At 45.2% G+C, this 25109-nt stretch carries 17 protein-coding genes and 1 pseudogene; 10 read left to right on the forward strand and 8 right to left on the reverse strand.

Translation table 11 applies throughout. From position 1 onward, the window contains the following. Positions 1 to 96: 96 nt before the first annotated feature. Together JGK20_RS27615 and JGK20_RS27620 are read left to right on the forward strand one after the other, a co-directional pair. Positions 97 to 744: pseudogene (locus tag JGK20_RS27615) on the forward strand (MFS transporter); the annotation flags it as partial. A gap of 844 nt (positions 745 to 1588) precedes the next feature. Continuing rightward, entirely contained in the window at positions 1589 to 6148 is a 4560-nt protein-coding gene (locus JGK20_RS27620; protein WP_293232841.1) for a response regulator, read from the forward strand. A 395-nt stretch (positions 6149 to 6543) separates the two neighbouring features. Here the strand turns inward: JGK20_RS27620 and JGK20_RS27625 are convergent, their stop codons facing one another. Then, positions 6544 to 6894, reverse strand: coding sequence for a hypothetical protein (locus JGK20_RS27625; RefSeq protein ID WP_293232843.1), 351 nt, complete (start codon positions 6892 to 6894; stop codon positions 6544 to 6546). Then, on the reverse strand, positions 6846 to 8138 hold the full coding sequence (locus tag JGK20_RS27630) for an NB-ARC domain-containing protein (protein ID WP_293232845.1): 1293 nt from the start codon (positions 8136 to 8138) through the stop codon (positions 6846 to 6848). Before JGK20_RS27630 ends, JGK20_RS27625 begins: the two co-directional genes overlap by 49 nt. Before the next feature lie 373 nt (positions 8139 to 8511). Here JGK20_RS27630 and JGK20_RS27635 point away from each other — a divergent pair, with 373 nt between their 5' ends. Further along, the gene (locus JGK20_RS27635) at positions 8512 to 13491 is read left to right on the forward strand and encodes a CARDB domain-containing protein (RefSeq protein ID WP_293232847.1); all 4980 of its coding nucleotides are present in this window, start codon (positions 8512 to 8514) and stop codon (positions 13489 to 13491) included. Here JGK20_RS27635 and JGK20_RS27640 read toward each other — a convergent pair. After that, entirely contained in the window at positions 13483 to 13611 is a 129-nt protein-coding gene (locus tag JGK20_RS27640) for a hypothetical protein (RefSeq protein ID WP_293232849.1), read from the reverse strand. The genes JGK20_RS27635 and JGK20_RS27640 overlap by 9 nt on opposite strands. Positions 13612 to 13623: 12 nt before the next feature. Between JGK20_RS27640 and JGK20_RS27645 the strand changes: the two genes are divergently transcribed. The 3 genes from JGK20_RS27645 (at position 13624) to JGK20_RS27655 (ending at position 15049) form a co-directional block, all read left to right on the forward strand. Then, the gene (locus JGK20_RS27645) at positions 13624 to 14085 is read left to right on the forward strand and encodes a hypothetical protein (RefSeq protein ID WP_293232851.1); all 462 of its coding nucleotides are present in this window, start codon (positions 13624 to 13626) and stop codon (positions 14083 to 14085) included. 257 nt (positions 14086 to 14342) lie between these two features. Then, a complete protein-coding gene (locus JGK20_RS27650) occupies positions 14343 to 14753 on the forward strand; it encodes a hypothetical protein (RefSeq protein ID WP_293217303.1) in 411 nt (136 codons plus the stop codon). Further along, the gene (locus tag JGK20_RS27655; RefSeq protein WP_293179073.1) at positions 14753 to 15049 is read left to right on the forward strand and encodes a hypothetical protein; all 297 of its coding nucleotides are present in this window, start codon (positions 14753 to 14755) and stop codon (positions 15047 to 15049) included. The genes JGK20_RS27650 and JGK20_RS27655 overlap by 1 nt, the downstream gene beginning before the upstream one ends. A 91-nt stretch (positions 15050 to 15140) precedes the next feature. On the opposite strand, the gene JGK20_RS27660 is transcribed toward JGK20_RS27655, so the two are convergent. The 5 genes from JGK20_RS27660 to JGK20_RS27680 all read right to left on the reverse strand — a co-directional run bounded on the left by JGK20_RS27660 (position 15141) and on the right by JGK20_RS27680 (position 19067). Continuing rightward, positions 15141 to 15545: a transcriptional regulator gene (locus JGK20_RS27660; protein WP_293224557.1), complete on the reverse strand. Its 405-nt coding sequence runs from the start codon at positions 15543 to 15545 to the stop codon at positions 15141 to 15143. Next, the gene (locus tag JGK20_RS27665; protein WP_293211741.1) at positions 15529 to 15804 is read right to left on the reverse strand and encodes a type II toxin-antitoxin system HigB family toxin; all 276 of its coding nucleotides are present in this window, start codon (positions 15802 to 15804) and stop codon (positions 15529 to 15531) included. Before JGK20_RS27665 ends, JGK20_RS27660 begins: the two co-directional genes overlap by 17 nt. A 102-nt stretch (positions 15805 to 15906) precedes the next feature. Next, on the reverse strand, positions 15907 to 16107 hold the full coding sequence (locus JGK20_RS27670; protein WP_106148181.1) for a hypothetical protein: 201 nt from the start codon (positions 16105 to 16107) through the stop codon (positions 15907 to 15909). Positions 16108 to 16277: 170 nt separating this feature from the next. Further along, the gene (locus JGK20_RS27675) at positions 16278 to 16889 is read right to left on the reverse strand and encodes a Uma2 family endonuclease (protein ID WP_293179094.1); all 612 of its coding nucleotides are present in this window, start codon (positions 16887 to 16889) and stop codon (positions 16278 to 16280) included. A 516-nt stretch (positions 16890 to 17405) separates the two neighbouring features. After that, positions 17406 to 19067 (reverse strand): glycosyltransferase family 39 protein, encoded by a 1662-nt coding sequence (locus tag JGK20_RS27680; RefSeq protein ID WP_293232853.1) that lies wholly within the window; start codon positions 19065 to 19067, stop codon positions 17406 to 17408. Positions 19068 to 19141: 74 nt separating this feature from the next. Here JGK20_RS27680 and JGK20_RS27685 point away from each other — a divergent pair, with 74 nt between their 5' ends. From JGK20_RS27685 to JGK20_RS27700, 4 genes are all read left to right on the forward strand, one after another. Next, positions 19142 to 20638, forward strand: a complete 1497-nt coding sequence (locus tag JGK20_RS27685) for a hypothetical protein (RefSeq protein ID WP_293232855.1) — start codon at positions 19142 to 19144, stop codon at positions 20636 to 20638. Positions 20639 to 20854: 216 nt separating this feature from the next. Next, positions 20855 to 21025: a hypothetical protein gene (locus JGK20_RS27690; RefSeq protein ID WP_293179102.1), complete on the forward strand. Its 171-nt coding sequence runs from the start codon at positions 20855 to 20857 to the stop codon at positions 21023 to 21025. Between the two features lie 13 nt (positions 21026 to 21038). Continuing rightward, complete coding sequence (locus JGK20_RS27695) at positions 21039 to 21578, forward strand: hypothetical protein (RefSeq protein WP_293179105.1); 540 nt, start codon at positions 21039 to 21041, stop codon at positions 21576 to 21578. Between the two features lie 999 nt (positions 21579 to 22577). Continuing rightward, positions 22578 to 25109, forward strand: a 2532-nt coding sequence (locus JGK20_RS27700) for a DUF4347 domain-containing protein (protein WP_293232857.1), incomplete at its 3' end; no start/stop codon positions are given.

Genomic DNA, 25109 nt, shown 5'->3' on the forward strand with positions numbered 1-25109 from the left:
TCGTTTTGCCGCTCTTTTTCCCTCTGCCTCATCATAGTTTTTTTCCACGATTGTGGGATGTTTGGTTTCACCCTTTTTTAATTCGCCAACAGTCTCTTGCAACTGCTGCTACACGATCCAAAAGTCGGCGCTTACAGCTTGGGCGAACGACTGTCGCATATCGATCGAGCGACTATGATTTCTCTGCTGTCTCAGCGCCCGGATATTTCGGAAGCAGAAGCTGCTCGGATTGTCGATCAAATTTTGTCGGTGCGCGACCAATTCGCACTGCAAATCCAGAAAATTCAGGAGGGCATTCAATCGGTAATTGACGGAATTCTCGGAAAAGTTCGGGATTACCTCAATTCGCTCGATCGCCCGGAACTCAATTATGAAGGTATCACGCGGGATGTGCGGAAGTTATTTGACGATCCGCAAGCCGGATTTGATGCTTTGCGCGATCGCCTCGGTCATTTCAACCGCGATACTTTAGTGGCTTTAATTAGTTCGCGCGAGGACATTTCTGAAGCAGATGCGAACCGTTTGATCGACCAAATCGAAAGAAGCCGCAACAGCGTCTTGCAAAGAGCAGAACGCTTGCAGCAAGAAGCGCAGCTTCGCCTCGAAAACATCAGATTGCAAGCTGAAAAACAAGCTGAAGAAACTCGGAAAGCAGCGGAAGTTGCCTCTTGGTGGCTGTTTTTCACGGCTCTTACCTCGGCGGCTGCGGCTGCGGGTGCTGGTGCTTTAGCTGTTATCCGATAAACAAGAGTCAATTTGTGCGCTCGGATTTCTAATAGTGCCTGATGTTAGTAGAAACTCACATCAGGCACTATTTTTATCGACCTTCTTAAAAGCGGTGAGGTATTTCTGCTTAAGAGCATTTCGCCTCGATTCACCATTGTAAAACAGGTTCGTAGTGAGGACTTTAGTCCGCATTCAAGAAGGACTAAAGTCCTCACTACGAACCGTAAAGCAAATCGATTCACCATTGTAAAACAGGTTTGTAGTGAGGACTTTAGTCCGCATTTAGGAAGGACTAAAGTCCTCACTACGAACCGTAAAGCAAAACAAAATTGTTATCAGGATTCTCAAGGGCGGTGAGGTGTTTCTGGTAAGTTCGTGTCGCCTCGATTCACTATTATACAACTGGTTCGATCGTTCGGAATGCAAGTCCTCCAGAAGAAGGACTTGCATTCCGAACGATCGAACCGTAAAGCAAAACAGAATTGCGATCGGGCGAATCAAAAGCGGTTCTCAATCCAGCACGCCTGTTGTGTCAACCGCCACCGGCACCCCGCCCAGGGCGGGGCGAGTATCAAACGCGAAGTTTTTTCGTGGCGCGATCGCCCGTTTCTTTTGAAAATCGCGGTTAGCTCATGACTCGCAGGCGATCGGTTGTGCATAATGAAGGGAACTAAAGATGTGAAAATACTACACTGACTGTGGGGGGCTAGATACCCGATACCTTGGAAATACCGAGGGCTTTTGCAAATGAGCCCACAACAGTCAAAACACGCAGGCCAGGCTCGATCGCCAATGCTAAACAACCTACGTCTCCAACCTCCCCAGGCTACTTGCTTAGTAACACCGTGAGGAGGCCGACGCCATGCAACTCCGAAAAAAAACACTATTAATTATCGGTGCAGCTCTGATCAGCCTGATTGTGGTTCTCTATGCCACTGCATCAACCATTTTGCTGCACGATTTTAACAACCTGGAGGCACAGTACGTCCGCCAGGATGTCGCGCGGGCTTTGGATGCCTTAGATGATGACTTGTCGAATTTAGACACCAGCGCTCAAGATTACGCCGAGTGGGATGATACGTACTCTTTTGTCGATACACGGAACCAAGAATTTGTCAAGTCAAATTTTGTAAATTCGACATTTGTTTACTTGAGATTAAACTTATTGGTGCTGCTGGACTCCGACGGTAAGACCATCTTCAGCAAAGGTTTTGACCTGAAATCCAAAACCGAAATCCCAATTCCGGCAAGCTTGCAACAGCACTTGACCGAGGCGCTGATCGAGTCCCAGACAAGTTCTGAGGAGGGGTACCCCGCCAAAACAGGCGTCGTCACCCTGCCAGAAGCCACGCTGCTGATAGCCTCAAAACCGATCGTCAACAGCAACGCTCAAGGCCCGCCGCGGGGGACGCTGATCCTGGCACGCTACCTCGACAACACCGAAATTGGTTTGCTTTCGGAACTGACTCACCTGTCAGTGGATTTTAGATTGCCGAGTTTAGATTTTAAAGTGGGAGCCACGAACTACTCCGGACAAGGTGCTAAGGTGCTGGCTCGCTCCAGGCAGGATTTGGACAATCTCAAACTCAAAATTTCCAACCTCAAATCAGTAGAAATTTTAATCGAGCCGCTCAGCGACAGCGTAGTCGCAGGATACGCCCTGATTCGGGACATCCGGGGCAAGCTAGCGCTGCTGCTGCGAGTAGAAGTAGACCGAGTAATCTCTAGGCAAGGTCAGGCTACCCTAGAACTCTTTACTTTCTCGATATTGGCAGTAGGTTTAATATTTAGCGCGATCGCCATGCTGTTGTTAGAAAACTTAGTCTTGGCGAGATTGGCCGACTTGAGCACTAGCGTCAGCAACATCGCAGCCAACGGCGATCCAGACTTGCGCGTTCAAATAATGCCAGGAGGCGATGAACTCGCCAGCTTGGCCGACACCATCAACCAAATGTTAGAAGCATTGGGCAATTCTCAAGTCGAACGCAAGGAGAGCGAATACCGCTATCGGTTGATCGCCGAAAACTCAACCGACATGATTACCAGACACGACCCCAAAGGCGTGTTTATCTACGTCTCGCCCGCCAGCCACGCTTTGCTGGGATACGAACCTTCGGAACTGATTGGGCGCCTTCCCAACGATTATTTTCACCCCGACGATTTAGAAACCGTCGCCAAAGCTCACTCGAAAGTCCTGGCGCTGCCAGTTACTTACACCGTCAGCTACCGCATCCGCCACAAAGACGGCAAATACATTTGGTTTGAAACCACCAGCCGCACGATCCGCGATCCCGAAACCGGTGGAGTGCAAGAAATTATCGGCGTTTCGCGCGACATTAGCGTACGCAAGCAAACAGAACAAGAACTGCGAGAAAGCGAAGCTGCAATTAAAGCTTTGTACCAAGTGACTTCTGCTCCCCGTACAGACCCGCAGGGCCGCCTTTCTACCTTTGATTTGCGCCTCGAAGAACTGCTGGCAATGGGATGCCGGCATTTAGGCCTTTCCGTGGGAATTTTGTCGCACATTCAAGGCGACAACTATCAAATAATTGCTGTTGAATGTCCCGATGAGTCGATCGTCAAATCACAAATCTACGATCTGGAAAAAACCTTTTGCGTAGCTACAGCAATGGCAAAAGAACCGATGTACTTTGAGTCGGTGAGGTTTTCGGGTTTGTGTTTCAATACTCCCAATCCTGCCTTCAACATCGAAGCTTACATGGGCACTGCCGTCACGGTGGCAGGTGAAGTTTACGGCACTCTATGCTTCTTTGCTCCGACTCCTCTGACAGAACCGTTCCGAGCTGTAGATAGAGAGTTGGTGAAACTGATGGCTCAGTGGGTGGGCAGCGAACTAGAACGCCAGCAAACAGGCGTAGATTTGGCAAAAGCTCGCGACGAAGCACTGGCAGCTACGAAAGCCAAAAGCGAATTTTTAGCCACCATGAGCCACGAAATTCGCACTCCGATGAATGGAGTCATCGGCATGACAGGTTTGCTGCTGGATACCCACTTAAGTCGGGAACAGCGCGATTTTGTAGAAACTATCCGCAGCAGTGGCGATGCTTTGCTGACGCTGATCAACGATATTCTGGATTTCTCGAAAATTGAGTCGGGCAAATTGGACTTGGAGGAACATCCGTTTGACATCCGCACTTGCATTGAGGAATCTCTCGATTTGGTAGCTGCTAAGGCGGCACAAAAAAAACTGGAATTGGGTTACTTGATCGATCGCTCCGTACCACCAACGGCGATCGGTGACAGTGCCCGCTTGAGGCAAATTTTAATCAACTTGCTCAGCAATGCTGTTAAATTTACTGAAAGGGGAGAAGTGGTGGTTTCGGTGACTGCCAAAAAGCTTGCAGTGTCCACGATCGGCGCTCAAGAACTGCCAGCAATTAATGGCGAACCACGAGCAATTCACAAAGTATACGAAATACAATTTGCGGTTAAAGATACTGGTATCGGCATTCCGTGCGATCGCATGGATCGGTTGTTTAAATCTTTCAGCCAGGTTGATTCTTCAACGAGCAGGCAGTACGGCGGTACGGGATTGGGCTTAGCAATTAGCAAGCGTTTAGCCGAAATGATGGGCGGCAGGATGTGGGTGCAAAGTATGGGTTGTCTGGCTGGCAATCCTCCGGGAGATTTTAAAGTGGCAGTTTTTGAGATCGCAGGTGAAGAATCTTGCGAAATTGCCGAAAAATATGGCTCTAGCAAATCTTTACTCAGCAGCGAGCCGATCGACCAAAATCCCAAATCCGCAGGCTCTACTTTTTATTTCAGCACGATCGTTTCAGGCTGCAACAGTTCCTTACCAGTTAATTTGAGCACTACTCAACCTGAATTAACTGGGAAGCGAGTCTTAATTGTCGATGACAATGCAACCAACCGCCAAATTTTGACTCTCCAAGCTCAGTCTTGGGGAATGGTGCCTAGGGCTTCAGCTTCGGCTCGTTTGGCTTTAGATTGGATCGCGGCTAAAGAGGTGTTTGACTTGGCAATTTTGGATATGCAAATGCCACACATGGACGGGTTGGCTTTAGCTGCGGAAATTCGCCTGTATCCCGAGTGCCAAAAGTTGCCGTTAGTGATGCTAACTTCGATCGGCAGACAAGAAATTAACACCCCTACGATTGAGGTGGATTTTGCTGCTTTTTTGAACAAGCCGATCAAACAATCTCAGCTTTACAATGTTTTAATCAATATTTTTGGGAAACAGACTGCTGAAATTAGAGTGCAGCGAACCAGCGGGCCTTTATTGCAAAGCATACCCGTGCTGGCCGAGAATTTACCGCTGCGGATTCTGTTGGCTGACGATCATTTGGTGAATCAGAAGGTGGCTTTGCAAATTTTGCAGCGGATGGGGTATCGGGCGGATGTGGCAGGAAATGGTATCGAAGTGATCGAAGCTTTGCACCGCCAGCCTTACGATGTTGTGCTGATGGACGTGCAAATGCCGGAAATGGACGGTTTGGAAGCTACCCGTCGCATCCGGGAGGGATTTTCAGCAGCTTTGAACTTAGAAAATGCCAGGGAAGAATCAGAAGTTTCAATAAGTGAGGAGGAATTTAACAATCGAAAATCCCCAATCGAAAATCCCGAATTTAGTGATGAGCAATCTAACAATCCAAAATCCAAAATCCCCAATCCCGAATTTAGTGATGAGCAATCTAACAATCCAAAATCCAAAATCCAAAATCTAAAATGGACGAGGCCTTGGATTGTGGCGATGACGGCAAATGCGATGCAGGGCGATCGCGAAGAGTGCATGGCTGCGGGGATGGACGACTATTTGAGTAAGCCGATCGCCATTGAGGAGTTGGTGCGAGCTTTGAGCGCGTGTAAATCTCGCTCAAATGGGGAATTCGATTGCCCGCAGCCGATTTTTTGTGTGAGCTCGCAGATTGAACCGACAGTAGGAACAAGTGAATTAGAAGTGCGATCCTCTTCGAGGGCTGCGCTAACGAATGCTGCTGTTGGGGAAAATCAACAAGTGACTATGCCCAATTCGTCCTCCGCCGTCAGGTGGGGTGCATCAAATGTCGATCGGGCTTTGTCACAAAACGGCGATTGTCTGAGTGCCAAGATTATAGAGGGACTGCGAGATGTCGAAGCTTTGGAAGAGGCGATCGACCTTTACCTCGAAACAGCCCCCGAACTGCTGCAAGGCATCTCCGTGGCTCTGTGCAACGCCGATCCGCTAGCTTTGCGGCGAACTGCTCACTCCTTGAAATCAATTAGCGGTACTCTCGGTGCTTTTCACTTGTTTGAGTTGTGCGAGGAACTCGAAATCATGGGCCGGATGGGGACAGAGGCAAATAAGCCTTTATCTGGGATGGAATCCGGGCTTTTAGAACAGGTTGAGGCCGAGTATCAAAGAGTCGAAACGGCCTTGAAAATAGAACGGGAATACAGCTAGACAGTCACAGAATAATAATTAACCTGAATCGGGCAAATCCACGCGATAAACATGATGAGGTACGTTGTTGGGCTTCAGCCCTCTTATACCATTTTTTAAAAGTTATACCATTTTTATAAAATTGTGCAACAGCCTTCGACCCCCCCTAGCCCCCCCCTTGTAAAGGGGGGACAAGAATACTGTTATTTCATTTAAAACTGGTATTATCACAGACTTTAGCAAACAGGGAAAGTCGATAAATTGCAATCTCTTGTCGTCCTCGAACTCTATCGGATATTTGAAAAATGGTATTATACAAGCTCTCAGTCATACCTCATCTTTTTGAGAAAAGCTATAATTGCTTTGACAGTAAAGTTCGATCGACTGGTCTTGAACTATGGCTGTTTCTACGATGTCTAGTTTGTGAAATAAGGTTTTTCGATTAGCAATGGCAACTCTATATTTCCACACACTAATCCTGCACAATTCCACTGCCGCAGATACTCACAAACTTCAGAAATAATCGCATTTGCTGCATCTAAATCTTGTGCTTGAGAAGCATGATAGTGCGCTCTGATTAAGGGCTGAATATCCTCGATATCTTGCCATTCCGATTCCGGCTTGAGGGGAATGCTGATATAATAATTATAAGCTTGGCTGTGCGCTGTACGGACATTTTCGGAATTTTGATTTAAGAGATGCTCACCCTTTTCTCGAATTAGCGGATGCAACTGATAGGATTTGAGATGGCGATCGTAATATAGCAATTGTCGGCGCTTGAGTGCCTGAATAATATTTTCTTTAAGTTCGTACTTGCTAACTTCTGGCATTTGAGCGCTAATCCCTGCAAAAGATAGCGGATATTCTGAGGTTTGATAGACGGAAATTCGGCTGAGACAAGTTTGCTCGCCTTCGCCCAGACGCGCCCTTGAAACTCGGTATCGTCTCGAATCAAGGCTGCCACGAGTTGTAAGGCTTTGGGATGTCCTGAATAGCGATCGCCCATTTCCGCTAATTCCTCTGGATTTGCCGTCAGATTAAAAGATTGCAACAGGGAAATTGCAGCATCTCGATCCAATCCGTTGAGCTGGATTTCGCGGGTGACTGTGGGCGGCAATTCAGCCAAGCTTTCGCGACTGGTAAATATAATTTTGCTTTGATGTTCTGTTTCTAATAGTTGTTTGAATAACCAAGCATATTCCGCACAATCTTCTGCGAAATAACCTGCGGCTTTGGCTTCTCCTGCTTTCAAAAGTGTTTCGGCGCGATCGAATACAATTAAGCAAGGTTTAGCTTTGATAATTTTTATCAGTTTTTCGATTTTTTGGAAAGAGTCATCTTGAGGATTGACGGCTGCGGTGATGTCGCCGTTGGAGAGGGTGAATAGCAGGGAGTCAATTGTGCGATCGCACGGGGGTGCTTTGGCTGTTGCGGATTGCAAGGATTGCCAAGCGGCGCAGGTGAAGGGGGTTTTTTCTGTGTGGAATTGGCGAATTAGTTGGCTGATGAGGGTGGTTTTTCCGATTCCCGGTAATCCGACTATTGAGATGGCGATGGGAACCCCCCCCAGCCCCCCCTTGGTAAGGGGGGGAGCAGGAGCAGGCGACTCCTTGGTAAGGGGGGGAGCAGTGATTAGGGTTTTTAAGATGTCGATTTCTTTGGTGCGCTGTACCCAATTTCTGACGGGGGGTAAGTTTTCTGGGAGGGGGAAAGTGCGATCGTTTTGGTTGTCTAGGGCGATATCTGCGATCGCGGCAGCTAAAAGTAATTCAGTTTGTTTTATATCATTGCGCTCGATAATATCTTCCCAGTTATTGATTCCTACAGCTTTGCAAATATCGATAAATGTTTCGCGTCGAATTCGGTTTTGCGCCCAAAATCTCCTTAAAGTAGCTTTGGAAGTTAGAGCGGCTTTGCACCAAGTATCCTCACTTTTATTCCATTCGAGATTGCGTCGCACCATATCAATGATTTTCAATCCTTCCTCGGATGCTCTGAGCAAGCCTGCCATTGGTACTCCTCTACGGAAACTCTGCGTTAGTAAAGAATGTTACACGATCTGGTGAGCCAAATGAGCCAAATGAGACAAATGAGCTAAATGAGCCTTTTTTGCTGAGCCAAATGGTGAGCCGTTTAGCCTATGCAGATTCAGGATTGTCGAGTAATGTGAAATGATGTGCTTGGCTATCAGCTAGGTTTGACGGTGCATCGGTTAGGCGATCGGGGATACGGCTTATCTGCGATCGGGACTAATGTAAAGTTTTGTTACAAGAATAGGGCGATTTGCATAAAAAGCAGAGGAAGGCCCTGATAGATATTTAGGAAAGCTTGCTAGGCGGGCTTTGCTGGTTTTTACGCAACTATATTTTTGAGGAGATCGGATTATGAAGTTACTGACAGATGATGTGTTGTTGGGTAGTGCTGTGGATGCAAGTGCGGTATCAGATGAGGGAGTTGTTCGGATAGCGAAGGCAACTACTGGTTCGGTAACAGGTGGCTTTGAAGGAAGTCAAAAAACTCTCAAGTTAGATTCAAACGGAGGAGGAACCGCCGAATATTCCTATGAGTTTTTCGACATTCCAGACGAGCTAATACTTCGTTATGATGGCAAGGAAATTCTCAATACAGGGTTTATTTCGGGTAAAGGAGAAGGCAAAGTTGATCTACCCTTGGGAAATTCTGATAACTTGCAGGTAATCTTAGCGACCGATAATGTAAATACTGCATGGGAATATACGATATCGACAACACCACCAGATTCGACCACAACCCCGCCGAATTCTACTACTAACCCTACCACAACCCCACCGAACTCGACTACCAACCCTAATACTTTTCCTACTTCATCCAACATTAGCAAGGACGCAAAATACGAATTTCTTTCCAAAGATGTTGCTTACAAAGCTGGCAAAACTACTTTAGATAGTAATGCTAAAAACATAGTAGAGCAAACGTGGCAGCAATTATTAGGGCAGGATATCAGTAGTATTTACGATGGAAAGCGGTTTCAAGATATCGTTAACGGCTACAAAGTAGATCGAGTTTTTGACGATACAAACACAACAAAGACAGGTTTTTTTGCCCTGGGATTGACATCAACTCGCGGGGATGCTCCAGTTCTAGCAATTCGGGGTACGGAACCGACAGCTAACTTATTTGCAGATATTTTCTCAGATATCGACCCCAGAGGAGTTGGTTTCAATCAATATGAAGCTAGCCGAGATGTCAATCCTGCTGATGACAATGTAAGGTTTACACCCCTTGAATGGTTATCCCAAGTAAGTCGCGATCCATCTAAAAATCCCAATCTTTTAGCACCAGATATTACGGGTCACAGTTTGGGAGGTGCATTAACCCAACTATTTGCGGCTGATTTCACAAATCGAGGTGGCAAGTTAGGAGAGATAGTAACCTTCAATTCACCTGGGATTGGCAGAAATTTTGTAAACAATTTCAATCCACAGAATGTCTCAAATGTCAATCATTACATTGTTTCCGGGGATCTTGTCAGTTTAGCTGGTGAAGCATATGTACCAGGCAAGTTTCAACTTAGAGATTTCTTTGACTTGAATCCTCTTAACAATCATTTACTACCTGTTCTGACTCAGGAAGTAAACTACGATCAACCAACCTATGACAAACCATCAGCAGATGGCAAAAACAAAAATTCTGTTAAACCAGCGGATGTAAAATCAGTAGTTAATAACGGTTCTACAGACTGGCTGAGCGATCCTTTTTTTACTTATGTAGATCCAGAATACTTAAATTTGGTAGCAGGAGCCTCACAAATTACAAAATTTCCGCCGTTGAAGCAATTTGAATTTATACCTCCATTATTGCTGTTTCGCGGGACTGTTGAAGGGAGTAGGCAAAAGATTGGTGAAGGATTGCAACAAATAACAAATGCTTTTAAAGATCCTATAACAGGGGTAAAAGTTTCATTACCAGATCAAAAATATAAGCTTCTCGGTCTGATTGATATCGAGGCAACAGACTTGGCAGTTAAATACTCCAAACCAGAGGATATATTCAAGATTCAAGGCAAAGTCACTCTACCATCATTTCTTGGCAATCCGGCTGTTAAGGCTACGGCGGACTTTGCTGGCGAAAACTTTATCCAAATTTCTAAGAGTCGCTTGGATATTAAAGGCTCCCTTGATCTCCAATCACAAACACCGATTGTTCCTCCGCTTTTGAGGGTCGATACAGCTAAACTTTCTTTTGACACAACTAAAAACGAAGTTAAGGGGGAAGCGTCAATATTTCTTCCCGTCACAGGACAAGGAATTGAAGGAGGGCTGAGTTTAAAAAACGGAAAATTAGATTCTATATCCTTGGATAAAAAAGGTCTAGGGATACCAATTGGGCAAACGGGCTTGTTATGGCAAAGTATAGGAGGAAGTATAGGTAATATTTCTGCTATTGACAAACTCGACCCAGCAGAAATTTTGAAACTTCAGTTTGGTTTGAATGTAGGCATTAAAAATGTCGGCTCCGAATTAAAAATACCTCTACCATCATGGGCTGGTGGTGATATTTCGGGTTCACTGGTTGAACTGAATGGTGGTTTGAAGATCGATCGCGATCGTCTCAACCTCAACGGTGATTTAAAATTACTGGGTGGTTTCATCAAGGGAACCTCAGACAGTAATATCAATTGGAATAAAAAACAGATCGATTCTATTGCAGATATTTCAATTGGACCTGATATTATCAAAGGTAAAGTTAACCTGAATGTTGATTCCAAATTGAATGTTATGCTTTCGGGTGATGCCGAGGTTAAAATACCCGATGTTACTTATGATATACCTGATATTAAGGCAGGTTTTTTTGAAATTAGTGGGAAGAAAATCAATCTTATTAAAGAACAAAAACTTGGAGAAGGGAAGTTTTTATTCAAATACTCGAATGATAACGATCTCTCTAATGACTTCATTAAGGCTTACGGTAAGTTACCACCAATAGAAGTCCGTGAGAATATACTTAATCCTTTTGAAAAACCGAAAATAATAACACCTGAAGCTACATTAACACTTTTTCTTGCACCTCCCAAAGATGGTAGCCTACAATTCAAATTTGAACCAGGTAATCAATTACCTAAAACGAGTAGCTTCACCATTGCTCAAGATACCCAATGGCTGATTATGAATGCCAACTGGGATACTGCCACCACAAACGTACCTGTTCAAGTTAAAACGCCTAACGGAACAATCATAAACGAATCAGAATTTGCTGCTAACAACATTGCCATTGTTGACACTCTCACCACTTCTACCACTAAAGCTGTCATTGTAGCAAATCCAGCACCGGGAATTTGGGATATCAACGTAGCAAACCCCGCAGGCTTAGGTAACGTACAATATAGCGCCTTCCGCGATTCCAAAGATCCTACTGTTCAAGTCAGTAACTTGGCTACAGATGTCAGTGGGCAAAATGTTACCATTAACTACAACGCTTTTGACCCAGACTCTAATGCAAAAGTCAGCTTATTCTACGACACTGATAACCAGGGATCTAATGGCATCTTAATCAAAGATGGTTTTGATAAAACTGATGGCACTGGTAGTTTCACTTGGAACACTGAAGGGATACCCGCCGGAGATTACTACATCTATGCAATGGTAGTAGATGACAATAACCCACCAGTTTTCAGCTACTCTCCGAATCCTGTGCAGGTAAGTGAAGCAGCAGATTTATCTGTTACCAAAACAGCCAATGCAGATACCACGACAGTTGGGAATAACTTAACCTACACTGTCACCGTTACCAATAAAGGAACGAGTAACGCCAAAGAAGTAACTCTTGCAGACACATTGCCGGAGGGGGTAGAATTCATTTCTGCTAGTGTCAATCCCACTCAAAAATCGGGAAATAAACTCACCTTTGACCTCGGAAACTTAAACAACGGTGAAGCTAAAACTATCAACGTCACTGTTACTCCGCCAATAACAGGAAATATCACTGGCAGTGCTCAGGTGACGAGTAAAACTTTCGATTCTGATGCTACAAACGATATCGCTGTTCTCACTACATCAGTCAAGCCAATTTCTACTGACCTTAGCATCACCGCAACGGGAACTCCTACCACCGTAAATCTAGGAGATAAACTTACCTACAGCCTAACTGTCACTAACAATAGTCCCACTAAAGCTACAGGTGTCACCTTCACTAACGAATTGCCATCAGGATTGAAAGATGTTTCTGTTACCTCTAGTAAGGGTGGAACCCCCGAAAACAACAATGGAACCATTACTGCTGAATTGGGTGATTTAAACACGGGTGAATATGCAAAAATCACTATTAATGCCACTTCCATCGCTGCGGGAACTTTCAGTAACAATGCCAGCGTTACCAGCAAAGAAGTTGATTCAGAGTCAGTTAATAATACTCTCACTCAGCGGACAAAAGTTAATGCCAAAGACCCCGATCCAGCCGATCTAGACTTGACTCAGACAGTGGATAACCCTAATCCCAAGGTTGGAGATCGAGTTAACATAACTCTGGCTTTAACCAACAAGGGAATCGGTATTGCCAGTAGCATCAATGTTACCAATCTATTACCTCCCGGCCTCAGTTTTGTATCTGCCACACCCGAACAAGGTCGTTATGACAATAGTACAGGTGTCTGGGATGTAGGCAACATGAAAGATAATCTCACCCGGACTTTAAAAATTACAGCAACTGTCACTGCGCCTATTTCAATTACTAATCTAGCAGCAGTCACGGCTGTTAATGAACCAGACCCCAACCCTATCAACAGCAAAGCTTCACTGACAATTAATCCCATAGGGAGTAGTGGCTTTACTCCTGGTCAAAAAGTTCCTATTTTGGGAACTCCAGGAAACGATAACTTGGTTGGTACTTTTGAGCCTGATGTCATCTATGGCTTGACTGGAAATGATACCATCGGTGGGATTGGCGAAAGCGATACCCTCTATGGAAACGAAGATGATGATGTTATCAACGGCAATCAAACTAACGATCTGATAATTGGCGGAAAAGGCAACGATTTACTTTTTGGAGGAAAAGGTGACGATCAAATATATGGCGATATAGGGAATGACACTCTCATTGGCGGTTTAGGTCAAGATATCTTATTTGGCGGGCCAGATGTTGATACTTTTGTTCTTCCCACCAAGGCTGCGGTAGCTACTGATTCTCTAGCAGATACTATCAGAGATTTTCAAGTAGGAATTGATAGAATTGCCTTAACAGATGGATTAACAGTCTCTAACTTAATCCTGGTTCCAGTTAATAACAACACTGTCATCCAGATAGCAGGAAATAATCAAATACTAGGTGTGGTTGCTGGCGTATCACCTAGTCAGCTAAGCGCTAGTTTCGTCTCATCGAATCTACCATAGATTTAAGTTTTGGGAAGTTAAGCGATCGCCCTTACGACAAAAAGTGCGATCGGCCTCTAAAACAATCCCCAATACCCAGACTTCCCCACAACCACCTTCCTTAAATCCCAACCCTCTCATAGAGCTTGAATCATGATTAAACTGAAATTCAAAATATTAGCAACACTAGCCCTAATCAGTGCAATTGGAGCAGGCGCTAAGCTGTATGGCGCTTCTTGGTGTCCTTACACTCGAAGACAGGCGCAATTGTTCGGAGATTCCTTCAGCCAAGTTCAATACATTGAATGCTACCCCAATGGTAGAAATGGTGAATTTAATTCGCAGTGCCAAAGAGCCAGAGTTTTTACCTATCCTACATGGGTAATTGGTGCTCGCACGAATGAGAGTATGATGTCTATTGAACAACTAGCCAACTTTTCTAACTACGGTACACCTTCAAACACCAACGACAAAGTAAAAATATGTGACTATAAAGCCGACCTGATTTTCTATGAAAGAAATCCTCAAATGTTGGGTCGGAAAATTTCTAGTTCTCAATCTAGTTTAGCTAATGAATGGTCAGGAATTAGAAGGAATATTCGGGGATGTCAGTAACGCACTAAAGCCCTAGAATAAATATTCTAGGGTTTATGCGCTCCGACAAAGAAACCGGGTTTTTACCGAATCTGTTGGCTGCGGCGAAGTATTTTCGCAAAAACCCGGTTTCTGGGCACTATGCGTGAGTCATAATACAGATAAATCGCGTTTTTATCCATCATCATCCATCCCGTTTATCTGCGCTTGCTAAAAAGTGCGATCGCCCTTCATCCATGATAGGATTAAGTCAAATTAGTCAAAGCTAACTCGCATAAATGACAGACGAAACTCGACGAGAAATAGCAAGACGACTAGCTAGAGAACTAGCATCAAGGACAGTCATCTCACCCATAACAGCCGGACAAGGCTTTCAAACATTTGGTGAATTTAAAAGAACGATGGGGGTGGCAGGATCGGGGTTAGCGTGGCATCATATAGTTGGGCAAACAACATCAAATTTACAGAGATTCGGGGCTCAAGCAATACACAATACAGGCAATCTCGTCCGGTTAGAACACGGTACGGGGTCAATTCATCAGGAAATTACCAATTTCTACAACTCCCTCCAACCTGAACTCACAGGTACGATCACTCTAACCGTGAGAGGATGGCTCAGCACTCAATCTTTTGCAGAACAACAAGACTTTGGCATTAAAGTTATTATAGCTTTCGGAGGAACAGTTTAATGCTGACTCTAGATATCCAATCAATTCTCAATTCTATTCCCAATGAAATTAGCTGGCAAGATATCGTACAGTTTGAAAAACTAGACGATCGCGTTAGCATTGCTAATGACCTTTGTGCTAACATTATTGGTGTCAATGAAAGTACGATCGAATGGTGTCCTAATGAAGATTCTGCCGATCGTTTAGAACAACTGGTTTGGTGGTGGGTTGTGCGTCCCGATTTAGGAGCGGCGATTGCCAAAGAAGCTCCTCAAGAACTCAAAAATATTATCAGTCAATACATTCTGCAATCTTGACAAAAACCAGCGCTCGTCTGTGGTTCAAAAAAATGCGATCGCCCTTAACGACAAAAAGTGCGATCGCCCTTAATCCCACTACATCCATCAGCTAATTAGTAAATAAACTCGGCTCTACATGAAACAAACTACCCAGAATCAACGCCTGCTCTTTGCTGAAATATCCCTCACCGTTAACCAATTGATATACTCCTTCTTCAGAGCCAATAATTCCCACTAAATCCGCAGGTTTTAGCGATCGCTGTTCCATCAAAAACAACAACAGTGAACGACGTGTAGCCGTTGCTCCCGGTGCGTAGTATTCTTGCTCAAATTTTTCAATCAATGCAATCAACAATTCATATAACTCATCTTCTTCAGGAGTGCGATCGCGACGGTGCATCAACTCTTCCACCATCACCAAAGCTTTTTCATTTTCAGCTTCATTTCTAATTATTTTGGGCTGAAACTGAGACAATAACTCTTTGTATTTATCTGGATTAAAAATAAGGGTCATTTTTCCATTTTTCCTTATCATATTCAGCATGAGTAAAAATGTATTTGATATAAATTAACTGGCTTTCATAATCGATACTAACTATCAATCGGTAGTTGTTCCCTTTGATATTGAAAACCGTAAAACCTCCCACGGCTTCAGCTTTAGGGAAAACAGATTGCACTTCAACTAAATTTGACCATTTAGCTTTGTTAGCAATTTTAAACCAGTTATCCAGGGCTTCCAGACAATCAGCATGACTTTCGCTATATTCACGCATCTGCCGGTAGCTGATTATGTGCATATGTTATAGGCAATTTCAACTAAACTTTATCTTAACTAAGCTGATTTATTTTGTCAAGTATGCGCGAAATGAGGTAGCTTATTCCCATTGTTCCAGTTCCTCGAATGGTAGCGGTTCAAAAAAAGCATCACCGAGTTTTCCCGTCAGTAAACCAGGGGTGCGCGGCTGTGGCTGTTCTCGTCCTAATCCAAGGCGAAAATAGTGAATCAAGTCATAGATTTCTGCGAGTTTGTCTTCGGGGATGTCTTGTAATTCTTGAACGATCTTCTCAATTAGCATAAATCAAACTCTCCAATAGTTGCTGGTTAATCGATCGCACTACAAGAGTTGCGGTCTTGTCTATTATGGCTCATCGTATAATGACACAAGTTGGCTACGGGCTACGGCGATCGCCCTTTACGACAAAAAGTGCGATCGCCCGCCAATAAATCTGCCACAAATTCACCGAATCAAACTTCTCCAATTTCCGGTGCGATTTCTGCATCTACCTCTTCAAAATTCACCTTATTATAGATATCTGCCACAGAAATTTCAAAGGATACTGAAGCAAGCGCGATCGACTCATCCGATTCATTGTACTCAGCAAACGACCATCGCTTATTATCCGTCTTAGAAAAATGTTCGATATATTTCCGATTTTGATCCAGCAACAAATATTCCTCAACCGTGGGAATCGTGCGGTATCCCTCAAACTTTTTGCCGCGATCGTATCCTTTAGTTGACTCTGACAAAACCTCAATAATAACTCTGGGATTAGTAATCATATCCGTGCGGTTATTATAATATTCCGGCTTGCCACATACTACCATCACATCGGGATAGGTATAGATGCGCCTCTTGGGCATCCACAAGCGGACATCACTCATGAAAACTTCATAATCTTCAGTCTTGAAAGCAAAATTTAACGCCGCGTAGAAATTGCCAGCAATCCGATTGTGATTTGTAGAGCCACCGGCTATAGGAAATATTTCACCGTCAATATATTCGCTTTTGCACTCAGCAGCCTCCTCTAGTGCTAGATATTCCTCGGTCGAGTAGTATCGCTGTTCGGTAAGTTGCATAGTTCGATCGCAGATCATTTAACTAATACTTTTGTTTAGTATAACATTTTTCTGGAAACTCTACTACTTCTAAAATATTTTCAAAAATGAACATTCCATTCCTCTAAAAGGCGATCGATTTTTTTTTTCGGGCGAAGCGGGTTAATGATTCCTGTTCACCAAAATCCTGTAGGGGCGGGTTCACCAACCAAATTTAAAATTGACAGACTATCTCTATAAACCCGCCCTAAACAGACGAATAATCTTCATTAACCGAGAGCGGAATTAGCGCATTTAAATCGCAGAAAAATGATGTCGATCGAGGTTATTTGTTGGGCAGGGCTGGTTTATTGTTTTTGTCTGTTAGCGGCACAGATGGTTGGTGAGCTCGCCCCTACAATAATTGTGGAAAATCAAATAAAAATGATGTCGGTCGAGGTTATTTGTCGGGCGGGGCGGGTTTATTTATTCTATCAATTAATGGTACATATGGTTGGTGAAACCCGCTCCTACGGTATCTTTTGGCAACACGATCGCTTATTTTTTAGTTACTAAAATCCAATCATCGGCTGTTTTGACAACCTCAGCATTCTTCAAATCTAGATGTTTTAAAACAGGTTTCTCTAACAAAAAATAAGGTTGAGGAAGAGTTTGCCATTTCTGTTGTAGCGTCGGGCTGTCGGCGACAATAACTTGTCTCTCGCTATAAAAATTCAGCGACGGACGAGGTAATTTATGAGATGTAAAGACTTGCTGGCCGGCTGGGGTTCCTTGGCGGACAATTTCGGCGATCGGCTTCACTGGATAATCCTCCGCGAGTTCCCAAACCCAGTTATCGGAAGCGACAAATACTAACAGCGTAACGTAAGTTCCCCAAATTAAAACTAACAGAAACTGTCGGTCTTTGCGGTGGAGCAATACGGCGGCTTGCGCCATTGTCAAAGCTACAAACATCAGCATTAACTGCAAATCGCCCTGGGGGGACACAATTTGTCCGCCCAGCCGTATCCAGCCACTGAAGTACGCGCAGCCGACGACACCAACTACGGCTATTACTACCAAAATTGCCGGATGAGGCAACAGAGATATAGCATTAAAATATTCTTCTGTTTCATCTTTTGCGGATTCTTCCGGGACTGACATTTGTTCCCAAACTTCAGCGAGATAGCTACCAACTGCCAAAGCAAAAGCTGGATAAACTGGCAAAACATACCAAGGTAATTTGGTATTCATCACAGAAATAGCCAGCAGATATACTCCCGTCCAAACTAATACTAATTTTGCACCGGGAAAATTGCGATTTTCCCAACTCAAGCGCAGCCCTTGCAGCCAAAATAACTGCCACGGCCATGCTGATTCTAAAATTTCTAACAGATAATACCAGGGCGGGCCTTTGTGATTGCCTACGGGTTCCCAAATGCGCCGGAAAGATTGGTTAAATAAATTAGCGTTGATGAAATCTTGGCCGTAGTGCAGCCATTGGGCAAAATACCAAGCAGCTACTGGCAAAGTTCCGATCGCCAATCCGCCCCAAAGATACCCAGAAGTTAGCAATCGCGGGGTATCCCAAACCAGGAAAACAAAGCCGATCGCGCACAGTAGCAGCCCCAACATCACGCCTTTAGTCAAGCAAATGAGTCCGAAGCCAATCCCCGCGCCCAAAGCGTAGCGCAAGTCGCGGCGCGATCGCACCAAACACCACATCGCAAACAGCAAAAAACACAAAACTGCTCCGTCTAACATCGCCAAACGTCCGTGCCGCAGTACCGGGAGCAGCGTCAGATAAACGAGAGCCGAAAAAATGGCGATCGAGCGTCTGGGAAACAACTCCCTGCCAATGGCGTAAAGAAGTGGCACAGAAGAAGCTGTCAGCATTGCCGGTACCAACCTCGCCGTCAATTCGCTGACACCACCGACGCGAAAACACAGCCCGATCAGCCAGTGTACCAGCGGCGGCTTGTTTAAATAAGGCATAGAGCCGATCGTCGGATACAGCCAATTTAAATTACCGCGCCAAATTTCGCGGCTTACCTGGGCTGCAATCCCTTCATCCCAATCCCGCAACGCCACGCCGCCCAGATTCAGCGCGAAAATCAGCACCGCAGCCAACAGAAAAGCCAGCATCCACAGTTTGTCTGTCAAGCTGTCATTGAAGCGAGTTTTCGGTTTGCGGCTTAGGAATCGAAAGATTTCTGACATAACTTAAGAGAGTTTTTAGCGTCCCAAAGAGAAGGTAAACTTATACAGCAGTTATTTGCGATCGGGGCAATACCATGAACTTACCTGTAATCATAGATATTATAATTGGCTTAGTGTTTATCTACCTGACTTTAAGCTTGCTAGCTTCCGAAATTCAGGAACTGATTGCTACTGTTTTGCAGTGGCGGGCGGAACATTTAAAGAAGTCGATCGAGGTGCTAATTTCTGGAGGCAGCGAAGCCACCAAAGATCCGCTGCAATTGCAGCGAGTCGGACTGTTGGCAAATTCAATTTATGCCAATCCGATTATCAAGGATTTGAATCAAGGAGCGAAAGGGCTTTTATCACAGGGATTTCGTTCGTTTACGCACCGCATGGGAGCTTTATACCGCCAAATGACTGGCACTAAGAATGTTTTTGGCAATAAATCAACAGGGCCTTCTTATATTCCAGCCGATAGTTTTGCTGCGAGTCTTTTGGATACTTTAAAAATTTCTCCTTTGGTGGAATCGCTGTCTAAAAGCAGACTGGAAAGATTTAAAGATTTACAGTTGGCACAAATTCAAGTGATTGGAGAGGGTCTGAATCTGCCGGAGTCTACTAAACCAATTATTGAGCAAGAATTTGGCTGGCTGACTGCGGAGTTCAATCGAGTTGTTGAAGATTATAAAAACGATTTGGGAAGTTTGAACAACAGTTTGGATCGAATGTCGGAAAAATTGGGATTTTATATTAATGATTCTCAGGTTTATCTGCCCGAAACCGAGCAGGGAGGAAGAGAATTTCAGAGACAGATGGCTTTTATTAAGGCGAGTTTTGATAGTGAGTTTGAGCGGGCAGCGTTGCGGGCGCAACTGCAACCGAGTTTGAGCAATTTGTTAAATACGGTGAGGAAAGTTAGGAAAAGTCAGGATACGGTAGCACAAATTATGGATGAGAAAGAGGAGAGTCCGATTTACAAACAAATTCAAGAAACCTTGGACAGTATGCCAGAATCTTTGAAACGCAGTCTTTATATTTTGGCGCAGCGCGCTGAAACAGGCGGTGGAGATACTCAAGAGCAGTTGCAGCGGTTTCAGAAAGAAATTGAAGGTTGGTTCGATCGATCGATGGAGCGTGCTTCGGGGGTTTACAAGCGGAATTCTAGAGGGGTGGCGATTTTGCTCGGAACTACGATCGCCCTGGCTGCTAACGCTGATAGCATTAATATTGTTAATCGGTTGTCGAAGGATTCGATGTTGCGATCGACTGTTAATTTGTACGCTAAGCAATTGGTGGAAAAAAATGCTAACACAAAATTGGATAATTTAACCAATCTCACAAAAGTTCAAAATCAGGTCGATCGAGCTTTGGATAATGTAGCTCTACCTTTTGGCTGGAGCGAACCGAACAGGTTAGAACTAGACGCCCAGGGGAATGTATTGTTGCCGGCTTTGATGGCAAAATTGTTTGGTTGGATGTTGAGTGGCGTAGCGATTTCTATGGGAGCTGGTTTTTGGTTCGAGGCGCTCAACAAGATTATTAATATTCGGAATGCGGGAAAGAAACCGCCCTCTACTACAGACTCGTGAACGGTGGTGTTGTCGGGCCGGAGGCAACTTTGACATTAAATATAAGGTACTTCATAAGGTACGTAGTTGCGCTTGGGCGCTCTTATATATTGAAAGAGCGCTGAAGCGCAACTACGTAATTAAGGTATGTAGTTGCGCTTGGGCGCTCTTATATATTGAAAGAGCGCTGAAGCGCAACTACGTACCTAACTTGCGAGCGAGCATTTGAGGTTTGAGATGTTAGATGGGGTCGATCGATCGGAATCGGGGGGTTTGGAGGACTCTTTGTTGAAGCGGTCACCTACAGGATACTCGATTAGATCGGTAATTACTGACCGATCGCCAATTGGGGAAAATACAGAAAATATAAATTCCGTGCGATCGCGGATGGCAGCACCAGAGAAATAGGCGAAACTGATAGATGAGTGCAATAGCCGCGAGCCAAACCAACCTAGTTCCTGCCTGTTTCCAACGCTCTGACTCCAAGGGTACATCTACCAGCCAACACCCTTTTGGAGGAAGGAATATGTTCACTTCTTTGACGGAAACCAATCCCGCCTCGGAATACCAAAATCCCGGATCCAGAAGTTTTGCATTTAATGACTCCAGCATCATTGACGGCGGATATTTTGTCTCTGGGATTTTCGCGACGCTTGCAGTAATTTTAGTCAAGTCTATGTCTGACGGGATCCAGCAAGTTATCTCGGCACTTCAAAAATATGCCTCTATCCTGATTAGAGAGATTGACAAAGTTTGCACAATTTTTGGCGGCAGTTCAGATTGCCTCGAACCAGATGACAGCCAATTGCTAAAATGGCACAGTTCCCTGAGTGACAAAAACGGACTGGGTTCGTGTTATGCCGATCGAGATAGCGACACACTCAGCAACGGCCGCGCGCGCGATCGGTTGTTTGCTAAGGAGAGTGCTGTAATTGAGGCTGTGGAGCGTAAAACACGGTGATTGGCCACAATGGAATTGTCATTAACCGCCTGACGGGGCGCGAGGATGCGATCTGACTGAATCTGCGATCGATCGTATCAACTCCCGTTGAATAATTCTCATAGCCTTTGTAGTGTAGTGACGGCCCAACTCCGCAAAGTTCCTGTGCCCGCGCGCAAACAACTTAAGTGCGATGATTAATCGGCACTTAATCTCAGACTGTTTTGATGCTTAGTAAATGCCACCAAACCTACTTGGTATCAGTATTCTGGTGTCTCAAAAATCTAGCCAGCCACGCAGCCTATCTCGTACAATTTTAGATTTTCAAAGTGGGGATGACTGAGGTCGCTCTTCAGTTGACAGTTGACAGTTGACAGTTGACAGTTGACAGCTTGCCCGAAAAGCCGGTCGTTGGGTTGAGGGCGACCTCTACCGGGAAGTCCGAGGATTGGAGTAATGAATAGTCTTCTTTTAATTACTCCCGGGACTCCGGCTTTCAACCAATTCTTTCTGGTAATTTCGATCGCGCCTAAAGTTGCATTCTTTGTTTTAATTGGCTGAATTATTCAAAATGTATTATATAATTCATTTTAAAATTTGACCTAATACAGGTATGGACACGACTAAACCGTGTCTATCTACGCAAATTATCTGAGTAAAATCAACAAGAGTAAATCTAATTTAGAGGGGTTACTCAGTAAGTAATTACCGTTGCACCCATTTTTTAATGCCTATAATTATCGGTATTTGCAGCCAATAATGCTGAAAAAGTCCGGCTTCAAAAAAGCTGGATTTTTTTGAATATGCGCCACATATTTGTTAGATATTTCAACAATTCTCACCAAAAAATTGAGTAACTACAAGCGGAAGTAAGTACAATCCGGAAAATAAAACATTTAAATAATTGATTAGTAAATGTTGCACTATTTTCAAAATAGGTGTTAATATGAATTCAAATAAGACTGATAAGAACACTCCTGGGCTGTATCTACCAATAACGCCCTTAATGGAGTATCACAAATGAGTTCTACATTCGCTCAAACTAACTCACAATCTTCTTTGGAAAAATTGCACCCACGTTCCTTAGTATTCATTGATTCCGGGGTGGAAGATTACGAGTCAATTGCAGCGGGAGTGCTACCTGGGCAGCAGGTAGTAATCCTCGATAGCACCAAAAATGGCATCCAACAAATTACGTCTGAAATTGAAAACTACGCCTCTACCAACGGGGCGATCGACTCGGTACACATTATTTCTCACGGCAGTTCTGGCAGCCTGCAACTCGGTAATACCGCTCTGGGTTCAGATAACATCGATCAATACAAAAGCCAGTTGGAAAAGTGGCAGACTTCACTAGCTCCAGAAGCCGACATCATGCTGTACGGCTGCGATGTAGCAGCAGGTACAGGCGCTAATTTCGTTGACAAGTTAAGCCAATTAACGGGGGCTGACGTTGCCGCATCCACCAACATTACTGGTAAAGACGGCGACTGGAATTTAGAATTTTCTAAGGGTCAAATTGAATCGGACTTAGCCTTGAACTCCGATGTGATGGCAAATTACCAAGGTGATTTAGCTACTATCGTCGTCACGAGTAATAGCGATAGCGGAGCAGGTTCCTTGAGAGCTGCGATCGCCTCCGCTGTTGCCGGGGACACAATTACCTTCGCTCCTGGTCTAGCTGGTCAAACCATCGCCCTTACCAGCGGTCAAATCGATATTCCCGTTGGCAAAAACCTCACCATTGACGGCGCCGGTGCAGCGGGTTTAACCATCAGCGGTAACAACTCATCCCGTGCCTTTTTTGTCAATGCAAACGTTGTGACTGCGACGAATTTTGCGGTCAAAAATCTCACTCTTGCCAACGGTAAAACGACTGGGACAGGTGGGGCGATCGGCACAACGGACGAAGTAAGGCTCACAGTAGACAACGTTCAGTTTAATAACAACGTTGCCGATAAAGGTGGTGGGGCAATTTTCGGCAATTTCAACAATACCCTGACAGTATCGAACAGTAAATTCAACGGCAACATCGCGACGGGGGGTAATGACGAACGCGGTGCAGGTGCGATCGGCTTTTTGAGCTCCAAAGCTTTTACTGTCACCAACAGCGACTTCACCAACAACAAGGGAATTAACGGTGGGGCAATTAACAGCCTTCAGGGCAAGTTAACAATTGACAATTCGCGATTCATCGGCAACGACACCAGCGCAGCCTCTTACGCAACAGGTCAAGGTAATCCTGGTTTAAGGGGTAACGGTGGCGCTATTTACACAGACAGAGCCAGCGGTCTAAATGAAGCTTCCGGCACAATCAAGATTACCAATAGCGTATTTCAGAACAATAAAGGTCGAGGTGAAGGAGGTGCAGCTTATCTGTTCACGGGCAGCCAAGACAATGTAATTTTGGAAAACACCACCTTCCAAAATAACGAAGTTATGGCGCTAACAGGCAGTCCCGGCGGTGGAAATCCTGGAAACGGTGGTGCGGTAACGGTTTTGAGCGACAGCACCAACCAGGGATTGACTATTACCAACACTAGCTTTGCTGGCAACAAAGCCAACAATCAAGGTGGTGGCCTGTGGATGCGAAATGCCCCTGCTACGATTACTAACAGCACGTTTTCTGGCAACTCCACCGCGTTTGCTGCTGGTGATTTCAACAAACTGGGCGGTGCCATGACTCTTGGTGCACGCACAACTATTGTCAACACGACGATCGCCGATAATAGTGCCGGTTGGGTTGGTGGAGGTATCTTCGCCGATGCCAATAATGTCACCCTCAAAAACACGGTTCTTTCCAACAATACAGCGGCTAACGGAGGAAACCCTTGGGGAATTCAGCAACACGTCACCGCCCAATATAGCGATCAAGGAGGGAATTTTCAGTGGCCGCCCAAAAACCCCAATGACGGCAGCGATGTCAATGCTACGGCAAGTGTGACTCTCGCAGATCCCAAACTCGGCCCCCTGCAAAACATCAACGGCGCTTTCGTAAGGCCTCTGCTATTAGGAAGTCCAGCAATTGATAAAGGGGTTGCAAGTGGCGCACCCGCTTTGGATCAACGCGGCGTGACTCGCCCTCAAGATGGCGATACTATTCCAGGGGCGATCGTTGACAGCGGCTCTTTTGAATACACCAATGGAGTCGTGCCAACTCCAACTCCCACACCAACTCCGGCGCCGACACCAACACCCGCGCCAACTCCAACTCCCACACCAACTCCGGCGCCGACACCAACGCCCGCGCCAACTCCCACTCCCACACCAACTCCGGCGCCGACACCAACACCCGCGCCGACTCCCACTCCCACACCAACTCCGGCGCCGACACCAACACCCGCGCCGACTCCCACTCCCACCTCCGATGCTTGCGTGCTTGATAGCCTCAAGGCCCCGCAACTTGACCCTGCTACCATTACCCCCAACCCCGTCGAAAAAACTGTCAATGGGGGTAACAATGCCGATTTCATCATGGGCAGCAGCATCCCCGAGTCGATTAACGGACTGGGTGGCAACGACACTATCTACGGACTTGGCGGCAATGACAAC

The organism is Microcoleus sp. PH2017_05_CCC_O_A, from assembly GCF_020738785.1.
In the GTDB taxonomy this organism is placed as follows: Bacteria; Cyanobacteriota; Cyanobacteriia; order Cyanobacteriales; family Microcoleaceae; genus Microcoleus.

Excerpts from the sequence above, each read along its gene's own strand:
- JGK20_RS27620 (WP_293232841.1), top strand. The coding sequence starts at position 1,589 with ATGCAACTCCGAAAAAAAACACTATTAATTATCGGTGCAGCTCTGATC.
- JGK20_RS27630 (WP_293232845.1), bottom strand. The coding sequence starts at position 8,138 with ATGGCAGGCTTGCTCAGAGCATCCGAGGAAGGATTGAAAATCATTGAT.
- JGK20_RS27635 (WP_293232847.1), top strand. The coding sequence starts at position 8,512 with ATGAAGTTACTGACAGATGATGTGTTGTTGGGTAGTGCTGTGGATGCA.
- JGK20_RS27640 (WP_293232849.1), bottom strand. The coding sequence starts at position 13,611 with ATGAGAGGGTTGGGATTTAAGGAAGGTGGTTGTGGGGAAGTCTGGGTA.
- JGK20_RS27645 (WP_293232851.1), top strand. The coding sequence starts at position 13,624 with ATGATTAAACTGAAATTCAAAATATTAGCAACACTAGCCCTAATCAGT.
- JGK20_RS27650 (WP_293217303.1), top strand. The coding sequence starts at position 14,343 with ATGACAGACGAAACTCGACGAGAAATAGCAAGACGACTAGCTAGAGAA.
- JGK20_RS27655 (WP_293179073.1), top strand. The coding sequence starts at position 14,753 with ATGCTGACTCTAGATATCCAATCAATTCTCAATTCTATTCCCAATGAA.
- JGK20_RS27660 (WP_293224557.1), bottom strand. The coding sequence starts at position 15,545 with ATGACCCTTATTTTTAATCCAGATAAATACAAAGAGTTATTGTCTCAG.
- JGK20_RS27665 (WP_293211741.1), bottom strand. The coding sequence starts at position 15,804 with ATGCGTGAATATAGCGAAAGTCATGCTGATTGTCTGGAAGCCCTGGAT.
- JGK20_RS27670 (WP_106148181.1), bottom strand. The coding sequence starts at position 16,107 with ATGCTAATTGAGAAGATCGTTCAAGAATTACAAGACATCCCCGAAGAC.
- JGK20_RS27675 (WP_293179094.1), bottom strand. The coding sequence starts at position 16,889 with ATGCAACTTACCGAACAGCGATACTACTCGACCGAGGAATATCTAGCA.
- JGK20_RS27680 (WP_293232853.1), bottom strand. The coding sequence starts at position 19,067 with ATGTCAGAAATCTTTCGATTCCTAAGCCGCAAACCGAAAACTCGCTTC.
- JGK20_RS27685 (WP_293232855.1), top strand. The coding sequence starts at position 19,142 with ATGAACTTACCTGTAATCATAGATATTATAATTGGCTTAGTGTTTATC.
- JGK20_RS27690 (WP_293179102.1), top strand. The coding sequence starts at position 20,855 with ATGTTAGATGGGGTCGATCGATCGGAATCGGGGGGTTTGGAGGACTCT.
- JGK20_RS27695 (WP_293179105.1), top strand. The coding sequence starts at position 21,039 with ATGAGTGCAATAGCCGCGAGCCAAACCAACCTAGTTCCTGCCTGTTTC.